Here is a 16,977-nt window from a genome sequence, read left to right as displayed (position 1 = left end):
GCAGGCCGCGAAGTCAAAGCCTGGTCGTTGGGAAGGCGGCAGACGTCGCAACAGCGGCTACCGCAGCCAACGCCGCGACGGCACCAAGCGCGAGAAACATCGCCGCATAACCGCCCAGAACGCTCGCGAGCGCCGCACCGACGAACGGGCCGATCGCGGTGGCGATCATCACCGGGGCGTTCAGGATGCCGCTGAGATGGCCGTAATGCGTTGCGCCCCAACGCTCCGTCACCGCCGTGGCCTGCAGCAGCGTCATGATGCCCCGCATGACGCCGGCGCCGATCGTCACCACAAGCAACGCGACGTAGCTGCTGAACACGCCGAGCAGCGCCGTCGTGACCGCGACTCCGGCCATGATGACCACCGTGCGAGGCACGACACCGATGCGACGCACCAAGGCCTGATACCCGAGGCGGCCCAGAACCTGCCCGGCCCCGCCGAGTCCGAGTGCGGCCGCCGCGGCGCCCGTACCGATGCCGCGCTCACCCATCAACGGCACCAGGTTCGCGATCACCGCGTAGGACGCCACCCCGGACAGCGCGAACGCCGCCACCAACGCGATGAAAGCGCCGCTGCGGGCCGTGCGTGTCGGAGACTCCACCGCATGCTTGGTGGTCACCGGCGGCCACGGTCGCCGCAGCCCGAAGAAGTGCGCCGGGATCGTGACCACCGCCAGCACGACGGCCAACACCAGATAGGTGTCGCGCCAGTCCAGGTGCGCCGACAACCCGGCGGTCAGCGGCGCGAACACCGTGCTGGCGAAGCCGGCCACCAATGTCAATGCCGTCAGCGCCCGCACCGCGTCGGTGCCGAAGAACCGGGTCAGCGCGGCGAACGCCGGCGCGTAGAAGACTCCGCTCATCGCCACTCCGGCAACCACCCAGGCCGCGACGAACCACGCGTAGGTCGGTGCCGCCGCCACCGCGACCACCGAGACGCAGCCCAGCGCCGAGCCGCCCGTCATGATCCACCGCGGACCGACGCGATCCAACCAGCGCCCGACCGGGATACCGACGAACGCCGACGTCACCAGTCCTGCCGAGAACGCTGCGGTCGTCGCCGGCGCCGACCACCCGGTATCCGCGCTGATCTGGTCGGAGAGCACGGTGAAGGCGTAATACAGCACTCCCCAACTGGTGATCTCGGTGACGCACAACGTCAACAGCACCCAGCGCAACCGGTGGGCCGCGCTGAGTGTGTGCGTCCGATCGGCGCTCACTCGCTCGGACATCCCCCACTCCCCTTACCGGCTCTGACCGTCAAGGTTACGAAGCGCAGGAGCCGGGTCAGTCGGCGAGTCCACCGATCAAGATGTCGACCACCTGGCGGGCGAGCTCGCGGATCTCCTCAGCGGTCTGCCCCTCGATCTTGCGATACCAGACGTCGACGGCGTTCAGGTTGCTCAGCAGCATGCGCGTCGCGAGCGCTTCGTCGACTTCACGCAGCGAACCGTCCGCGATTCCCTCGGCGATGACGCGACGGAACATCCGCTCGTAGTCACGCCTGAGTTCGTTGAGCGCAACGAGTGCGTCCCGTTGGCGCACCTTCAGCGCCGTCGAATCCTGGTGCCGTACGCCCTGATGCACCACGTGGTGGTAACCCAACTCGGTCATCAGGTTCTCCAGGTGGGCGATCGACATCGCTTCCAGCCGTGAGCGTCCGGTGCCCGACGCCGTCGCATGCGGTTCCACCCGTTCGCGCACGCGGCGCATACCGTCCTCGTACACCGCCAGGAAGATGTCGAACTTCGACCGGAAGTGGTAGTAGATCAGGCCCTTGGTGGCCCCGACCTCGTCGGCAATGTCATCGATGGTCGTGTTCGCGAATCCGCGCTTCATGAACGCGTCAGCAGCCGCGTCGAGTATCCGACCCTTGACGTCCGGTTCCAGTTCGGCGCTCGCGCTCAACTCAACTCCCATTGCACTCATCGGGTTCATCCAGCATCGCGCACCCGTGGTGACGGCGTGGCGCGCCCCGCTCCGCGCCGCTCACGATTGACACCCATTGTGACCCTCGTTACGATAATACTCAGTAGTATCCCTGGTAGGAGCCGGTTCCGCCACTTCGATACGGGGAATCAACCCTCCAACGCGCGGCATCGAACCGCATCGCGACAAGCGAGAAGGAGCCATATGAGCATCAACTCTGTGCTCGCATCGGCCGACGAACTGCACAAGCACGCCACCCGCAAGGCCGTGCTGCGACTGCTGCCCGTCATGTGCGCGGTCTACTTCATGGCCTACATCGACCGCACCAACGTCGCGCTCGCCAAGACCCACCTCGAAGCCGACGTCGGCATCAGCGCCGCGGCATTCGGTTTCGGCGCAGGCATCTTCTTCATCAGCTACGCATTCCTCGAAGTCCCCAGCAACCTGGTCATGTATCGCGTCGGGCCACGCCGGTGGATCGCCCGCATCGCCGTCACCTGGGGCACCCTGTCCGCCTTGATGATGTTCGTCCAGGGCGACCTGTCCTTCTACGTCATGCGCTTCCTGCTCGGCGCCGCGGAAGCCGGCCTCTACCCCGCCCTGATGTACATGGTCACGGTCTGGTTCGCCCAGAGCTACCGCGCCACCGTCGTCGGCTTCATCTACCTGGCGCCCACCATCGCGCTGGTCGTCGGTGGCCCCATGGGCGGAGCGCTGATGGAACTCGACAGCGCACTCGGACTGCACGGCTGGCAGTGGATGTTCCTCATCGAAGGTGCCGTCACCGTTCTCGTCGGCGTGCTGGTCTGGTTGAAGCTCCCCCAAACACCCAGCGAAGCGAAGTGGCTGTCCGCCGATGAGGCGCAGATCCTCACCGAGCGCGCGACCGGCGCGCACCACGACAGCGCGACCAAGATCCGCGGCAACGTCAAGAAGGCCTTCGGTCGACCGTTCGTCATCGTGGTCGCACTCATCTACTTCTTCAACCAGATCACCAACGTCGGAATCGTTTTCAACATCCCCGCGATCGTCGAAGACCTCGACATCAGCGGCTCGTTCCTCATCGGGCTCCTGTCCGGAAGCGCGGGAATCGGCGCGACGATCGGCGTGCTGGTGGTGCCCCGCCTGTTCGCCCGATACCAGCGTGAGGCGAGTGCCGTCGGCATCCTGGCCGCCGCAACGCTGGTCACCTCGATCGCGTTCATGCTGTCGTCCAGCGCGTTGGCCCGCATCCTGGTCATCGCGGTCTCGATGATCTTCGTGTTCGGCACTCTGCCGCTGTTCTGGTCCATCGCGATGGCGCGCATGTCCGGGCTGATGGCCGCGGCCAGCCTGGCGTTCATCAACACCATCGGCCTGATCGGCGGGTTCGTCGGGCCATACCTGTTCGGACTGGCCGAGACCGCGACGAACAATCCGTCCGCCGGGTTCTACGTCGTCATCATCGCCTCGATCATCGGCGTCGCGCTGGCACCGGTGCTCGGCCACGCCATCAAGCGTGAGGATGCGAGCACATGCACGGCCTGATGCAGGACCGGCCCCTGAGCCTCCCGATGTTGATGGACGGCATCGAGGGTCGGTTCAGCCACAAGACCGTTCGCACGCAGCACGACAGCTCGGTGACCTATGGTGCGGTCGCACAACGAATCCGGCGTCTCGCTGGAGTGCTCGACGACCTCGGGGTTCCGCACGACGCACGGGTGGGCACCTTCGGGTGGAACAGTCAGCGCCACCTCGAGCTCTACATGGCGGTGCCGTGCACCAACCGAATCCTGCACACCATCAACCACCGACTGTTCGCCGATGACATCGTCTACATCGTCAACGACGCCCAGGACGACGTCCTGTTCGTCGACCGGTCGATCCTGGATGTGGTGTGGCCGCTGGTCGACCGGTTCCACACCGTGCGTCACCTGGTGGTGATGGACGACGGGCCCGGACCGCGCATTCCGGACGACCCTCGCGTGCACGACTACGAGGACCTGCTCGCCGGCGCCGAGCCCGCCGCCGTCTTCGACGTCGCCGACGAACGCACCGCCGCCGCCCTCTGTTACACCTCCGGCACCACTGGGCGGCCGAAAGGTGTTCTGTACGACCATCGGTCGATCGTGCTGCACGCCATGACACTGCTGATGGCAGACACCTTCGCGATCAGCGAGAACGACGTGGTGCTACCGATCGTGCCGATGTTCCACGTCAACGCGTGGGGCCTCCCGTACGCGGCGATGATGGCCGGGGCGTCGCTGGTCCTGCCGGGCCACGCGACGCAACCGACGCAACTCGCCGAGACGATCGACGCGGCGGACGTCACCATCGCGGCCGCCGTGACCACGGTTTGGCGCAGCGTGCTCCCGCACCTTCGGGGTCGACGGCTGCCCGCGTTGCGCCGACTCGTCAGCGGCGGTGGTCCCCTGCCTGCGAGCCTGTCCCGACAGTACGACGACGAGGTCGGGGTGCCGTTGTGCAGTTCCTGGGGGATGACCGAGACCAGTCCGCTCGTCTGCAGTGCGCGCCTCCCCAGCGGGGATTCCGCCGATCGTACCGACACGCTGAGCCTGCCCGGGCCGGCCATACCGCTTGTGTCGCTTCGCCTTCGGCGTGACGACGGCTCCTCCGCCCCCCACGACGGGGTGACCTCGGGTGAGCTGCAGGTCGCCGGTCCCACTGTCGCAGGCGGCTACTTCGGCCGCACCGACGGATCTTCGGCCTTCACCGACGACGGGTGGCTCCGTACCGGAGACATCGCCACCATCGACGCCAGGGGACTCGTCCGGATTGTCGATCGCGTGAAGGACCTGGTCAAGTCGGGCGGCGAGTGGATCTCCTCGGTCGAACTGGAGAACGCGATCATGACGTGCCCGGGGGTCGCCGAAGCGGCGGTGATCGGTGTGCCACATGACAAGTGGGGTGAGCGCCCGTTGGCGTGCATCGTCCCCACCGCCGGGTGCGAGGTGACCGCCGACCTGGTCCGCGACCACCTGGACGGCTTGGTGGCCGGCTGGTGGATCCCCGAGGAGATCGTCGTTCTCGACGAACTCCCCAGGACCGGCACCGGCAAGATCTCGAAAGTCGCTCTACGACGGGATATTCGCCAGCCCGCTTTCTGAGCGGCTTGGCGTCACCGTATGTTGACGCCCTACCGCGAGACATAGCCCAGGAGCGCACATGCCGATCACCCTGACCAACCCCGAGGGCCTACCCGCCGTCAGCCTGTACCACCAGGTCTCCGTGGCCACCGGGTCGAAGCTCGTCTTCATCGCCGGCCAGGTCGCCTGCGACGCCGCCGGCACCACGGTCGGCGCCGGCGATCTCGCCGCCCAGGTCGAGCAGTGCTACCTCAACATCGGCACTGCACTCGCCGCGGCCGGAGCCACCTTCGACGACGTCGCGAAGCTGACCGTCTACCTCGTCGACTGGACGCCCGACAAGATGCCCGCCCTCGCCGACGGTCTCACCCGCGCACAAGCCAGGCTCGGCACCACCGCGGCTCCCCCGCTGACTGGCATCGGTGTCGCCGCGCTGGCCGAACCCGACATGCTCGTGGAGATCGAAGCGACCGCGGTCGTCGGCTGAGTTCTACACCAGGGTCGTCAAGCGGCGGCTTCGACGACCCTGGTGTAGAACTCGGCAACGACGACACCTCAAGACTCCACCAACGTCGCCGCCTGCAGCGACAGCACCAACGCCGGGCGCGGATACCGCAACTCCGCGCACGCCTCCTCCACCGCCAACTGCACGCGATGCACCCCCTGCCGCAGCTCCTGCGGGTCGGCATCGGCACGCCCGTAGCCCGACAGGCACGCCCGCGTCAGGATCACCCCGTGTTCGCGACGCAGCCGCGCCATCTGCTCGATCATCCGGCGCACCGCCTCGGCCGCCGACGCCTCACCCGCAACCCCGCAGCGCAGCCCCACCACGTCGAGCCGGCCCATCGACAGCACCGACGACGCCAGGCGCTCCCCCGTCGGCTCGCTGACATCCACCACCACGCGATGCGCCGCCGCCGGCCGCCCCGCCAGCAGCAGCACCTCGGCCCACCCGCCGATCACGAACCGCCCGACGCCGGCCGCCACCGCGGCCTCGACCGCCGCGACGTCCCGGGACAGCGCGGACACCCGTGACGGCGGTAACCCCGCCTCCAACGCCACCTGCAGCTCCTCGACGCTGGACACGTCGACCCCCAACCCACGTCGGCGCACCCACTCGGCCAGCGACGCCGTCGTCAACAACTCGGCAGGGACATGCAGCGGCGTCCCCCGTAACGCGCGGTGGCACGCCGTGTGGCGGGGCAGGGACTGCGAGCGACGGAACTTGATCATGGAATCGATCGTGGCGGTGCGACCTCGGGCCACGCTGTCCGCAACCTGTGACCCTCCGGCGAGTGCTAAGCGTCCGTAAAGACGCCGCCTTACCCCGTCAAGAAACCGTCAAGACCGTCGAAGTCGCGCTCGTCCGGGCCGATGCTGGTCGGCGGCCACCGAGACACGGTGGCGCAGATACGGAGACGGTATGTCTGTGCTCGGATACCTCGCGCTGACGGTCACGGCCTTCGCGCTTCTCGGGGTGATCCAGAAGTGGGTCGAACAGCTGTGATCACAAACCTCGTCGGCCTGGCGCTGGCCGTCGCGATCGTCGTCTTCCTTTTCGCCGCGTTGCTGTTCCCCGAGAGGTTATGACCGTGAGCACCACCGCCGCGGGCGTTTTGTTCGCCCTCAGCCTGGCCGTGGCCCTCGCGGCCGTCCACGTGCCGCTCGGCGATTACATGTACCGGGTCTACACCACCGAAAAGCACTGGCGCACAGAGCGCGTGGTCTACCGACTGATCGGCGCGGACCCCGCCGCCGAGCAGGGCTGGGGCTCCTATGCGCGCAGCCTGCTGGCCTTCTCCGCGGTGAGCGTCCTGTTCCTGTTCGGCCTGCAACTGCTGCAGACGAGATTGCCGCTGCACCTGACCGATCCGGCCACCGAGATGACGCCATCGCTGGCGTGGAACACGGCCGTCAGTTTCGTGACCAACACCAACTGGCAGGCGTACTCCGGCGAATCCACCCAGGGCCACCTCGTGCAGATGGCCGGCCTCACCGTGCAGAACTTCGTCTCGGCCGCCGTCGGTATGGCTGTCGCGATGGCGTTCGTGCGCGGTCTGGCCCGTCGTGACACAACGGAACTCGGCAACTTCTGGGTCGACCTCGTTCGCGGCAGCCTGCGCATCCTCCTGCCGCTGAGCGTGATCGCCGCAGTCATCCTGGTGTCCGGCGGCGTGATCCAGAACTTCGCGCTCCACGACACCGTCGTCACGACGCTCTCGGGCGCCCAGCAGCCCATCCCGGGCGGCCCCGTCGCCAGCCAGGAAGCCATCAAGGAGCTCGGCACCAACGGTGGCGGCTTCTTCAACGCCAACTCCGCGCACCCGTTCGAGAACCCGACCGCCTGGACGAACTGGGTCGAGATCTTCCTGCTCTCGTGCATCGCCTTCTCACTGCCCCGCACCTTCGGACGCATGGTGGGCAGCCGTAAGCAGGGTGTGGCGATCGTCGCGGTCATGGGCGTCATCGCCACGCTGAGCCTCGCGCTGATGATGACCTTTCAGGCACAGGCGCACGGCACCGTCCCGACGGCCGTCGGCTCGGCGATGGAAGGCGTCGAACAGCGCTTCGGCGTCGCCGACTCCGCGGTGTTCGCCGATCTCACGACGCTCACCTCCACCGGCGCGGTCAACTCGTTCCACGACTCCTACACCAGCCTCGGCGGCTTGATGACCCTGTTCAACATGCAACTCGGCGAGGTCGCGCCCGGAGGTGTCGGCTCGGGTCTGTACAGCATGCTGGTTCTGGCCGTCATCACCGTCTTCGTGGCGGGTCTGATGGTGGGCCGCACCCCGGAGTACCTCGGCAAGAAGATCACACCCCGCGAAATCAAGCTCGCGGCAACCTATTTCCTCGTCACGCCGCTACTCGTACTGACCGGCACCGCGATCGCCATGGCATTGCCGGGGCAGCGCGACGGCATGCTCAACACCGGTCCTCACGGCCTGTCGGAGGTCCTCTACGCGTTCACCTCTGCAGCCAACAACAACGGCTCGGCGTTCGCGGGGCTGTCGGTCAACACCACGTGGTACAACACCGCGCTGGGCCTGGCCATGCTGTTCGGCCGCTTCCTCCCGGTCATCCTCGTCCTCGCTCTAGCCGGATCCTTTGCCCGTCAGGGCAAGACGCCCGAGTCGGTGGGCACCCTGCCCACCCACCGGCCGCAGTTCGTCGGCATGGTCACCGGCGTGACGCTGATCCTCGTCGCCCTCACGTTCCTGCCCGCACTCGCGCTCGGCCCCCTCGCTGAAGGACTTCACTGACATGACCCTGACCGCCATAGACGCGCGTACCACCCGCCCGAACGATCCGGCACCGAAGAAGATCCCCGGCGGGCTACTCGACCCCGGCATGCTGTGGCAGTCGCTACCGGCGGCGTTCCGCAAACTCGACCCCCGCACCCTGTGGCGCAACCCGGTCATGCTGATCGTGGAGATCGGCGCCGTCTGGAGCAGCGTGCTCGCGCTGATGAAACCGACGTGGTTCGGCGTGCTGACCGTCCTCTGGTTGTGGCTGACGGTTCTGTTCGCCAACCTCGCCGAAGCGGTCGCCGAAGGCCGCGGTAAGGCACAGGCGGACACACTGCGAAAGACCAAGGCTGACACCATGGCCCGCCGCCTCATCGGGTGGGGGCCCGGCCGGCCCGGCACCGCCGAAGAGGTCGCGGCACCACTGCTGCGGCAGGGCGACATCGTCGTCGTCGAGGCCGGTGACGTCATCCCCGGGGACGGCGAGGTGGTGGAAGGCATCGCCTCGGTGGACGAATCGGCCATCACCGGTGAGTCCGCGCCGGTGATCCGCGAATCCGGCGGCGACCGGTCGGCGGTGACCGGCGGCACGACGGTCCTCAGTGACCGCATCGTCGTCCGCATCACTCAGCAGCCGGGCGACAGCTTCATCGACCGCATGATCGCGCTCGTCGAGGGCGCCAACCGGCAGAAGACCCCGAACGAGATCGCACTGAACATCCTGCTGACGTCGCTGACGATCGTGTTCGTCGTCGCCGTCGCCACCCTCCAGCCGCTGGCGATCTACGCCAAGGCGGGCAGCCCCGGCGTCCCGGACAACCCGGCCCTCGGCGGCGACGGCATCACCGGCATCGTGCTGGTCTCGCTGCTGGTCTGCCTGATTCCCACCACCATCGGGGCGCTGCTGTCCGCGATCGGTATCGCCGGGATGGACCGATTGGTACAACGCAACGTCTTGGCGGTGTCCGGTCGCGCCGTCGAGGCCGCCGGCGACGTCAACACGCTGCTGCTCGACAAGACCGGCACCATCACACTCGGCAACCGGCAGGCCGCGGAGTTCGTCCCCCTCAGCGGCGTCACGGCCGCCGAATTCGCCGATGCGGCACAGTTGTCGAGCCTGGCCGACGAAACCCCCGAGGGCCGTTCCATCGTGGTGTTCGCCAAGCGGGACCACGGGTTGCGGGCGCGCAGCCGCGACGAACTCGTCGACGCCCAGTGGGTGGAGTTCAGTGCCGCCACGCGCATGTCGGGCGTCGACGTCGGCGGACTGCGCCTACGCAAGGGTGCGGCCGGCTCGGTGTCGGAATGGATCCGCGCCGAAGGCGGCGATGTCCCAGCCGAACTCGACGACATCGTCACCCGGATCTCCGCCGCGGGTGGCACCCCGCTGGTGGTCGGGCAGGTCAGGGATGGCGGTGCCCATGTTCTCGGCGTCGTCCACCTCAAGGATGTCGTCAAGAGGGGAATGCGGGAACGCTTCGACGAGATGCGCCGCATGGGTATCCGCACCGTGATGATCACCGGGGACAACCCGTTGACCGCCAGGGCGATCGCCGACGAGGCCGGTGTCGACGACTTCCTCGCCGAGGCCACCCCCGAAGACAAGATGGCGCTCATCAAGAAAGAGCAAGCCGGCGGAAAGCTGGTCGCGATGACCGGGGACGGCACCAACGACGCCCCCGCCCTCGCCCAGGCCGATGTCGGCGTCGCGATGAACAGCGGCACCGCGGCGGCCAAAGAGGCGGGCAACATGGTCGACCTGGATTCCGACCCCACCAAGCTGATCGAGATCGTCGAGATCGGCAAGCAGCTGTTGATCACCCGCGGGGCGCTCACCACGTTCTCGATCGCCAACGACATCGCGAAGTACTTCGCGATCATCCCCGCACTGTTCGTCGGCCTCTACCCCGGCCTCGACGTGCTCAACGTCATGCGCCTGCACAGCCCTCAGTCGGCCATCCTGTCCGCCGTCGTCTTCAACGCGCTGGTGATCGTCGCGCTGATCCCGCTGGCACTGCGCGGGGTGCGGTACACGCCGGGCAGCGCGTCGAAACTGTTGAGCCGCAACCTGTCCGTCTACGGCCTCGGTGGCATCGTCGCGCCGTTCGTCGGCATCAAACTCATCGACCTCGTCGTCCAACTCCTCCCGGGAATGTGACCGTGAAACTCTCCAGCCTCCTTCGTCAGCACACCGCCGCACTGCGCGCGCTGCTGGTGCTGACCGTGCTCCTCGGCCTCGTGTACCCGGCGTCGATCTGGCTCATCGCGCAGCTACCCGGGTTACGGGACAGGGCCGACGGATCTCTCGTGACGCAGGCGGGGAAGCCGGTGGGCAGCAGCCTGATCGGCCAGCCGTTCACCGGACCGCAGTACTTCCAGGGGCGACCGTCGGCGGCGGGCGACGGTTACGATCCACTGGCGTCCGGCGCGAGCAACCTCGGCCCGGAGGACATCGTCGACGCCCCGGACCGGCCGAGTCTGCTCAGCCAGGTGTGTGCGCGGAGCAAGGCCGTCGCGCGGTTCGAGGGTTTGCCAGATGAAGCCGGCGCACGTCCGTACTGCACCGGCGGTGGCGTCGGCGCGGTGCTGTCGGTGCTCGGCCCCAGGGGTGCCGACGGACACGTCACCCACCCCGCCCGAGTGGTCAGCGTCAACGAACCCTGCGCCGCGACGGACCGGCCGTTCCTGGATACCTACGCCGGCGTGCGCGTCGAATGCGCCCGACCCGGCGAGGACTACTCCGCCGGCGAGATCATTCCCGTCCGCGGCGACGCCCCCGACCCGTCCCCGGTGCCCGCCGACGCGGTCACCGCGAGCGGCAGTGGGCTCGACCCGGACATCTCGCCGGAATACGCACAGCTGCAGGTGAACCGGGTCGCGGCCGCGCGCGGCATGCGCCCCGAGGCAGTGCGCGCGCTGGTCGACGCCCACACCGAGGGCCGCACACTGGGCTTCCTCGGCGAACCGCGGGTCAACGTGCTGGAGCTCAACCTCGCACTCGACGGTGGATGATGAGAGGGTGACGGCGGCCAACGGCCCGAAACGCGGGGAGCTGCGCATCTACCTGGGCGCAGCTCCCGGCGTCGGCAAGACCTACGCGATGCTCGGCGAAGCGCACCGGCGCCTGGCCCGCGGCACCGACCTGGTGGCCGCCGTCGTCGAGACCCACGGCCGCGCCAAGACCGCCGAACTCCTCGACGGCATCGAGGTGATCCCGGCACGGCACATCTCCTACCGAGGCGGGAGCTTCGCCGAACTCGACGTCGACGCCGTACTCGCCCGCCGCCCCCAGGTCGCGCTCGTCGACGAACTCGCCCACACCAACACCCCGGGCAGCCGCAACGCGAAACGCTGGCAGGACGTCGAAGAGCTGCTGGCCGCAGGCATCACGGTCGTCTCGACGGTCAACGTTCAGCATCTCGAGAGCCTCAACGACGTCGTCACCCAGATCACCGGCATCGAACAGCTCGAGACCGTACCCGATGAGGTGGTGCGGGCCGCCGATCAGGTCGAGCTCGTCGACATCACCCCGGAAGCGTTGCGGCGCAGACTTTCTCATGGGAACGTCTACGCCCCCGAACGTATCGACGCGGCGCTGTCGAACTACTTCCGGCGCGGCAACCTCACCGCGTTGCGCGAACTCGCACTGTTGTGGCTGGCCGATCAGGTCGACGCCGCGCTGGCGAAGTACCGCGCCGACAACCGGATCACCGACACCTGGGAAGCGCGCGAACGTGTCGTCGTCGCGGTCACCGGCGGTTCGGAGTCCGAGACGTTGGTGCGCCGTGCCTCCCGCATCGCGTCACGGTCGAGCGCCGAACTGATGGTCGTGCACGTCGTCCGCGGTGACGGGCTCACCGGAGTGTCGGCACCGCAGATGGGCCGGGTGCGTGAACTCGCCACCAGCCTGGGCGCCACGGTGCACACGGTGACCGGCGACGACATCCCCACCGCGCTACTGGACTTCGCCCGCGAACGCAACGCCACCCAGCTGGTCATCGGCACGTCACGACGGTCCCGGTGGGCGCGGATCTTCGACGAAGGCACCGGGGCCGCGGTGGTCCAGCAGTCCGGCACGATCGATGTGCACATGGTGACCCACGCTGCATCGCGTAGACATTCGTCATCGGCTCGCCGATTCGGACACGCCGCCTCGTGGTTCGCCGCGCTCGTCGTACCCGCGCTGATCTGCACCCTGACCGTCGTGACGCTCGACCCGCTGCTCGGCGTGGCCGGCGAGAGTGCCCTGTTCTTCATCGGCGTCCTGCTGGTCGCACTGCTCGGCGGCGTGGCACCGGCGGCGCTGTCCGCGGTCCTGTCCGGCCTGCTGCTCAACTACTTTCTGATCAACCCCCGGCACACGTTCACGATCGCCGACCCCGACAGCGCGCTGACCATCGTGGTGTTGCTCGCCGTCGCCGTGGCCGTCGCGGCACTGGTGGACAGCGCTGCCAACCGGCGCCGGGAGGCGCGACAGGCCTCGCGGGAGGCCGAACTGCTCGCCCTGTTCGCCGGCGCCGTCCTGCGTGGGGCTGACCTCGGCATGCTGCTCGAGCGCGTCCGCGAAACCTACGCGCAGCGGTCGGTCAGCTTGGTGCGCGAGGGCGCCGGCGTCATCGCGTCGGTGGGCCCGGAGCCGTGCTCGGACATCGCCGCCGCCGACACCGCGATCGAGGTCGGCGACGACGAGTTCTGGCTGCTGCTCGCCGGGCGCAGGCTGGCCGCCCGCGATCGCCGGGTGCTCGCGGCGGTCGCAGGCCAGGCAGCCGGACTGGTGCGGCAGCGGGAACTCATCGAGGAGGCGGGCCGAGCCGAGGCCATCACCCGCGCCGACGAGCTGCGCCGGTCCCTGCTGTCGGCGGTCAGCCACGATTTGCGCACACCCCTGGCGGCAGCGAAGGCCGCGGTGTCCAGCCTGCGCGCCGACGATGTCGACTTCTCCCCCGACGACCGCGCCGAACTGCTGGCGACCGTCGAGGAGTCCGTCGATCAGCTGACCGCCCTGGTGGCCAATCTGCTCGACTCCTCCCGCCTGGCCGCGGGCGTCGTCCGTCCGCAGCTGCGGCCCGTCTACCTCGAGGAGACCGTACAACGCGCGCTCGTCGGAATCAGCCGCGGCGCAACCGGATCCGGTGCAGTCGACGTCGACCGAGTGGAAGTCGGCGTCGACGGCTGCGTGGTCGCCGCGGACAGCGGCCTGCTCGAGCGAGTCGTGGCTAACCTCGTCGACAACGCCCTGCGGTACGCGCCGGACGGTCCGGTGCGCGTGACCGCCGGGCAGGTGGGTGACCGGGTGCTGATCGCCGTCGCCGACCGAGGACCCGGCATACCGCCCGGCGCGCAGGACCGAGTGTTCGACGCCTTCCAACGCCTCGGCGACCGTGACACCACCAACGGCGTCGGACTCGGTCTGTCGGTCGCGCGCGGATTCGTCGAGGCGATGGGCGGTTCCGTCACCGCCGGCGACACCCCGGGCGGTGGGTTGACCGTCGAGATCGAACTGGCCGCCGCAACGGAGGTCTCGGGATGAGCCGTGTGCTCGTCATCGACGATGAACCCCAGATCCTGCGCGCACTGCGGATCAACCTGTCGGTCCGCGGTTACGAGGTGACCACCGCGGCCACCGGCGCCGAGGCGTTACGCGCCGCCGCCGACCACAAGCCCGACGTCATCGTGCTCGACCTGGGCCTGCCCGACATGTCGGGAATCGACGTGCTCGCCGGACTGCGGGGCTGGCTCTCGGCGCCGGTCATCGTGCTGTCCGCGCGCACCGACTCCGCCGACAAGGTCGAGGCCCTCGACGCCGGCGCCGACGACTACGTCACCAAACCCTTTGGCATGGACGAGTTCCTCGCCCGGCTGCGGGCCGCGGTACGCCGTGCGACGCCCGTGTTCGACACCGGCGAACCGATCGTCGAGACCGCCTCGTTCACCGTGGACCTCGCGGCCAAGCGGGTGATCAAGAACGGCGCGGAGGTGCACCTGACCCCCACCGAGTGGGGAATGCTCGAGATGTTGGTGCGTCACCGCGGCAAGCTCGTCGGCCGTGAGGAGTTGCTCAGGGAGGTGTGGGGCCCGGCGTACGCCAAGGAGACGCACTACCTGCGCGTCTATCTCGCACAACTGCGCAGCAAACTCGAGGACGACCCGTCCCATCCGGTGCACCTGCTGACCGAGGCGGGAATGGGCTACCGGTTCGAGCAGTAGCGACCGAAGCCCGACGGCGGCGAGGAGCATCCTCGTGCCGCGTTTCAACATCAACGTCGAGGTCTTGAACCACCAGCGGTTCGCTCGGTATACCGTGCCGGTATGAGCGGCTATCGAGACCTGTTGCGCGCCAGCATCGACGAACCCGAGAAGTTCTGGGCCGAGGCCGCACAAGCGGTCACCTGGACCCGGGAGCCGACCCGCATCCTCGACGACACGAACCCGCCCTTCTACCGCTGGTTCCCCGACGGCGAGCTCAACACTTGCGCCAACGCCCTGGACCGCCACGTCGACGGCGGCCGCGGCGATCAGACCGCGCTGATCTACGACTCACCCGTCACCGGCACCAAGGCCACCTTCACCTACCGCGAACTGCTGGATCGGACCGCACGGTTCGCCGGCGCACTGCGGGGCCTCGGCGTCGGCAAGGGTGACCGCGTCGTCATCTACATGCCGATGGTCCCCGAGGCACTGATCGCCATGCTGGCCTGCGCCCGTCTCGGCGCCATTCATTCGGTGGTGTTCGGCGGATTCGCCGCACACGAGCTGGCCGCCCGCATCGACGACGCCCGCCCGACCGTGGTCGTGTCGGCGTCGTGCGGCATCGAGCCGACCCGCACCGTCGAGTACAAACCGATGCTCGACGCAGCCATCGAGATGGCCGAGCACAAACCGTCGGCGTGCGTGATCCTGCAGCGCGATCGCCACCGGTGCGACCTGATCGCGGGCCGCGACCACGAGTGGACCGAACTGGCCGCCGACGCCGAACCCGTCGCCCCCGTGCCGGTCGCGGCGACCGACCCGCTCTACGTCCTCTACACCTCCGGCACCACCGGCAAGCCCAAGGGCATCGTCCGCGACAACGGCGGCCACGCCGTCGCGTTGATGTGGAGCATGCGCAACCTCTACGACATCGCACCCGGTGACGTCTTCTGGACCGCATCCGACGTCGGCTGGGTCGTCGGGCACTCCTACATCGTGTACGGACCGCTGCTGCTCGGCGCGACAACCGTTCTGTACGAAGGAAAACCGGTCGGCACCCCGGATGCCGGGGCGTTCTGGCGGGTGGCCGCCGAGCACGGCGTCAAGGCGTTGTTCACCGCGCCGACGGCGGTCCGGGCGATCAAGAAAGAGGACCCGCAGGCCAAGGAAGTCGCCCACTACGACCTGTCCTCGCTGAAGTACCTCTTCCAGGCGGGCGAGCGGCTCGACCCGGACACCTATCAGTGGAGCGCGGAGAAGCTCGGCATCCCGGTGATCGACCACTGGTGGCAGACCGAGACGGGGTGGGCCATCGCCGGCAACCCGATGGGCGTCGAACCCATGCCGGTGAAACCGGGCTCGGCGACCATGCCGATGCCGGGTTACGACGTCAAGGTCCTGCGCTCGGACGGATCCGAGTGCGCCGCCAACGAAGAGGGCGCGATCTGCGTGAAGCTGCCGCTGCCGCCCGGCACACTGCCGACGCTGTGGGGTGACGACAACCGGTACGTCGCCTCGTACCTGCGGGCGTTCGACGGGTACTACCTGACCGGCGACGGCGGCTACATGGACGACGACGGCTACCTATTCGTCATGGGCCGCACCGACGATGTGATCAATGTGGCCGGGCACCGCATGTCGACGGGCTCGATCGAGGCGGTGCTCGCCGCGCATCCCGCCGTCGCCGAGTGCGCGGTGATCGGTGTCGCCCACGATCTCAAGGGCCAGGTGCCGCGCGGCTTCGTGGTGCTCAAGACCGGCGCCGACGCCGAGGGTCTCGAAGCGCAGCTGGTCGCGGCGGTGCGCGACACCATCGGTGCGGTGGCCTGCCTGAAGCAGGTCGACATCGTGCACGCCCTGCCCAAGACGCGGTCCGGCAAGATCCTGCGCAAGACCATGCGCGGGATCGCCGAAGGCCGGGACGAGCCGCTGCCCTCGACCATCGAGGACCCAACCGTCATCGACAAACTCCAGCCGGTGTTGCGCACGAAGAAGTAGCCCCGCCTACTTGTCGGACCCTCGCACTAGTGTTCGATATATGGATGGAGGGTTCGGCACCGCGGTCGACGACCTGGTGTCGGCCGTGGCTGAACTGCAGGCCGCGTCCGTCGACGCCCTGACCCCGGCCGAGGCGCTCGCCGAACTCGATCGCATCAAGACCGCCCTGTGGGCGGTCCCGGCCGTCGAGCATCGGTTGACCAGCCGGGTGATGGAGGCCTCGCCCAACGACTTCGGGGCCACCTCGCACAAACAACTGCTGGCCAACGCGCTGCGGGTGTCGCTGCGCGAGGCCGGCGAACGGCTGGCCGATACGCGGCAGCTGGGTCCGAGGCAGACGTTGACCGGGCAATTCGTGCGCCCCGAACTGCCGTATACCGCGGCCGCGGTCGCCGAAGGCGCGATCAGCTCTGCCCACGTGCGGATCATCCAGGACTTCATCAAGAATCTGCCCATCTGGGTGTCGTTTGCCCGCCGCGACGACTACGAACGCGACCTCGTCGGGCATGCCCGTGTGCTGCGGCCCGA

The 16,977-nt window shown here is 68.3% G+C and carries 13 protein-coding genes and 1 pseudogene; 11 read left to right on the top strand and 3 right to left on the bottom strand.

The genetic code is table 11. From position 1 onward, the window contains the following. Nucleotides 1–13: 13 nt before the first annotated feature. A complete protein-coding gene (locus AU194_RS16410; RefSeq protein ID WP_059090323.1) occupies nucleotides 14–1,231 on the bottom strand; it encodes an MFS transporter in 1,218 nt (405 codons plus the stop codon). A 55-nt stretch (nucleotides 1,232–1,286) separates the two neighbouring features. Then, nucleotides 1,287–1,919, bottom strand: a complete 633-nt coding sequence (locus AU194_RS16405) for a TetR/AcrR family transcriptional regulator (RefSeq protein ID WP_059090322.1) — start codon at nucleotides 1,917–1,919, stop codon at nucleotides 1,287–1,289. 213 nt (nucleotides 1,920–2,132) lie between these two features. Between AU194_RS16405 and AU194_RS16400 the strand changes: the two genes are divergently transcribed. The 3 genes from AU194_RS16400 to AU194_RS16390 are packed head-to-tail and all read left to right on the top strand — an operon-like array spanning nucleotide 2,133 to nucleotide 5,501. Beyond that, the gene (locus tag AU194_RS16400) at nucleotides 2,133–3,455 is read left to right on the top strand and encodes an MFS transporter (protein WP_059090321.1); all 1,323 of its coding nucleotides are present in this window, start codon (nucleotides 2,133–2,135) and stop codon (nucleotides 3,453–3,455) included. Then, on the top strand, nucleotides 3,455–5,035 hold the full coding sequence (locus AU194_RS16395) for a long-chain fatty acid--CoA ligase (RefSeq protein ID WP_231743415.1): 1,581 nt from the start codon (nucleotides 3,455–3,457) through the stop codon (nucleotides 5,033–5,035). The genes AU194_RS16400 and AU194_RS16395 overlap by 1 nt, the downstream gene beginning before the upstream one ends. A 58-nt stretch (nucleotides 5,036–5,093) precedes the next feature. After that, complete coding sequence (locus tag AU194_RS16390; RefSeq protein ID WP_059090319.1) at nucleotides 5,094–5,501, top strand: RidA family protein; 408 nt, start codon at nucleotides 5,094–5,096, stop codon at nucleotides 5,499–5,501. A gap of 68 nt (nucleotides 5,502–5,569) precedes the next feature. On the opposite strand, the gene AU194_RS16385 is transcribed toward AU194_RS16390, so the two are convergent. Further along, nucleotides 5,570–6,247 (bottom strand): decarboxylase, encoded by a 678-nt coding sequence (locus AU194_RS16385; protein WP_059090318.1) that lies wholly within the window; start codon nucleotides 6,245–6,247, stop codon nucleotides 5,570–5,572. Nucleotides 6,248–6,502: 255 nt separating this feature from the next. Between AU194_RS16385 and AU194_RS32630 the strand changes: the two genes are divergently transcribed. The 8 genes and pseudogenes from AU194_RS32630 to AU194_RS16345 all read left to right on the top strand — a co-directional run. Continuing rightward, on the top strand, nucleotides 6,503–6,604 hold the full coding sequence (locus AU194_RS32630; protein WP_231743413.1) for a potassium-transporting ATPase subunit F: 102 nt from the start codon (nucleotides 6,503–6,505) through the stop codon (nucleotides 6,602–6,604). Between the two features lie 2 nt (nucleotides 6,605–6,606). Further along, nucleotides 6,607–8,277 (top strand): potassium-transporting ATPase subunit KdpA, encoded by a 1,671-nt coding sequence (gene kdpA / locus AU194_RS16375; protein WP_059090344.1) that lies wholly within the window; start codon nucleotides 6,607–6,609, stop codon nucleotides 8,275–8,277. A gap of 1 nt (nucleotide 8,278) precedes the next feature. Then, on the top strand, nucleotides 8,279–10,420 hold the full coding sequence (gene kdpB, locus AU194_RS16370) for a potassium-transporting ATPase subunit KdpB (RefSeq protein WP_059090317.1): 2,142 nt from the start codon (nucleotides 8,279–8,281) through the stop codon (nucleotides 10,418–10,420). A 2-nt stretch (nucleotides 10,421–10,422) separates the two neighbouring features. Beyond that, complete coding sequence (locus AU194_RS16365; protein ID WP_059090343.1) at nucleotides 10,423–11,274, top strand: potassium-transporting ATPase subunit C; 852 nt, start codon at nucleotides 10,423–10,425, stop codon at nucleotides 11,272–11,274. Beyond that, nucleotides 11,267–13,792 carry a sensor histidine kinase KdpD gene (locus tag AU194_RS16360; protein WP_059090316.1) on the top strand — a complete coding sequence of 842 codons (2,526 nt, stop codon included), beginning with the start codon at nucleotides 11,267–11,269 and terminating at the stop codon, nucleotides 13,790–13,792. Before AU194_RS16365 ends, AU194_RS16360 begins: the two co-directional genes overlap by 8 nt. Beyond that, a complete protein-coding gene (locus tag AU194_RS16355; protein WP_059090315.1) occupies nucleotides 13,789–14,469 on the top strand; it encodes a response regulator in 681 nt (226 codons plus the stop codon). Before AU194_RS16360 ends, AU194_RS16355 begins: the two co-directional genes overlap by 4 nt. An 87-nt stretch (nucleotides 14,470–14,556) precedes the next feature. After that, nucleotides 14,557–16,449, top strand: a pseudogene (locus AU194_RS16350) (propionyl-CoA synthetase); the annotation flags it as partial. A gap of 40 nt (nucleotides 16,450–16,489) precedes the next feature. Next, the coding region (locus tag AU194_RS16345; RefSeq protein WP_157576138.1) for a DUF222 domain-containing protein at nucleotides 16,490–16,977 on the top strand (488 nt) is incomplete at its 3' end.

This window comes from Mycobacterium sp. GA-2829, from assembly GCF_001499965.1.
Classification (GTDB): Bacteria; Actinomycetota; Actinomycetes; order Mycobacteriales; family Mycobacteriaceae; genus Mycobacterium.
This window is presented reverse-complemented; position numbering and strand designations above follow the sequence as displayed.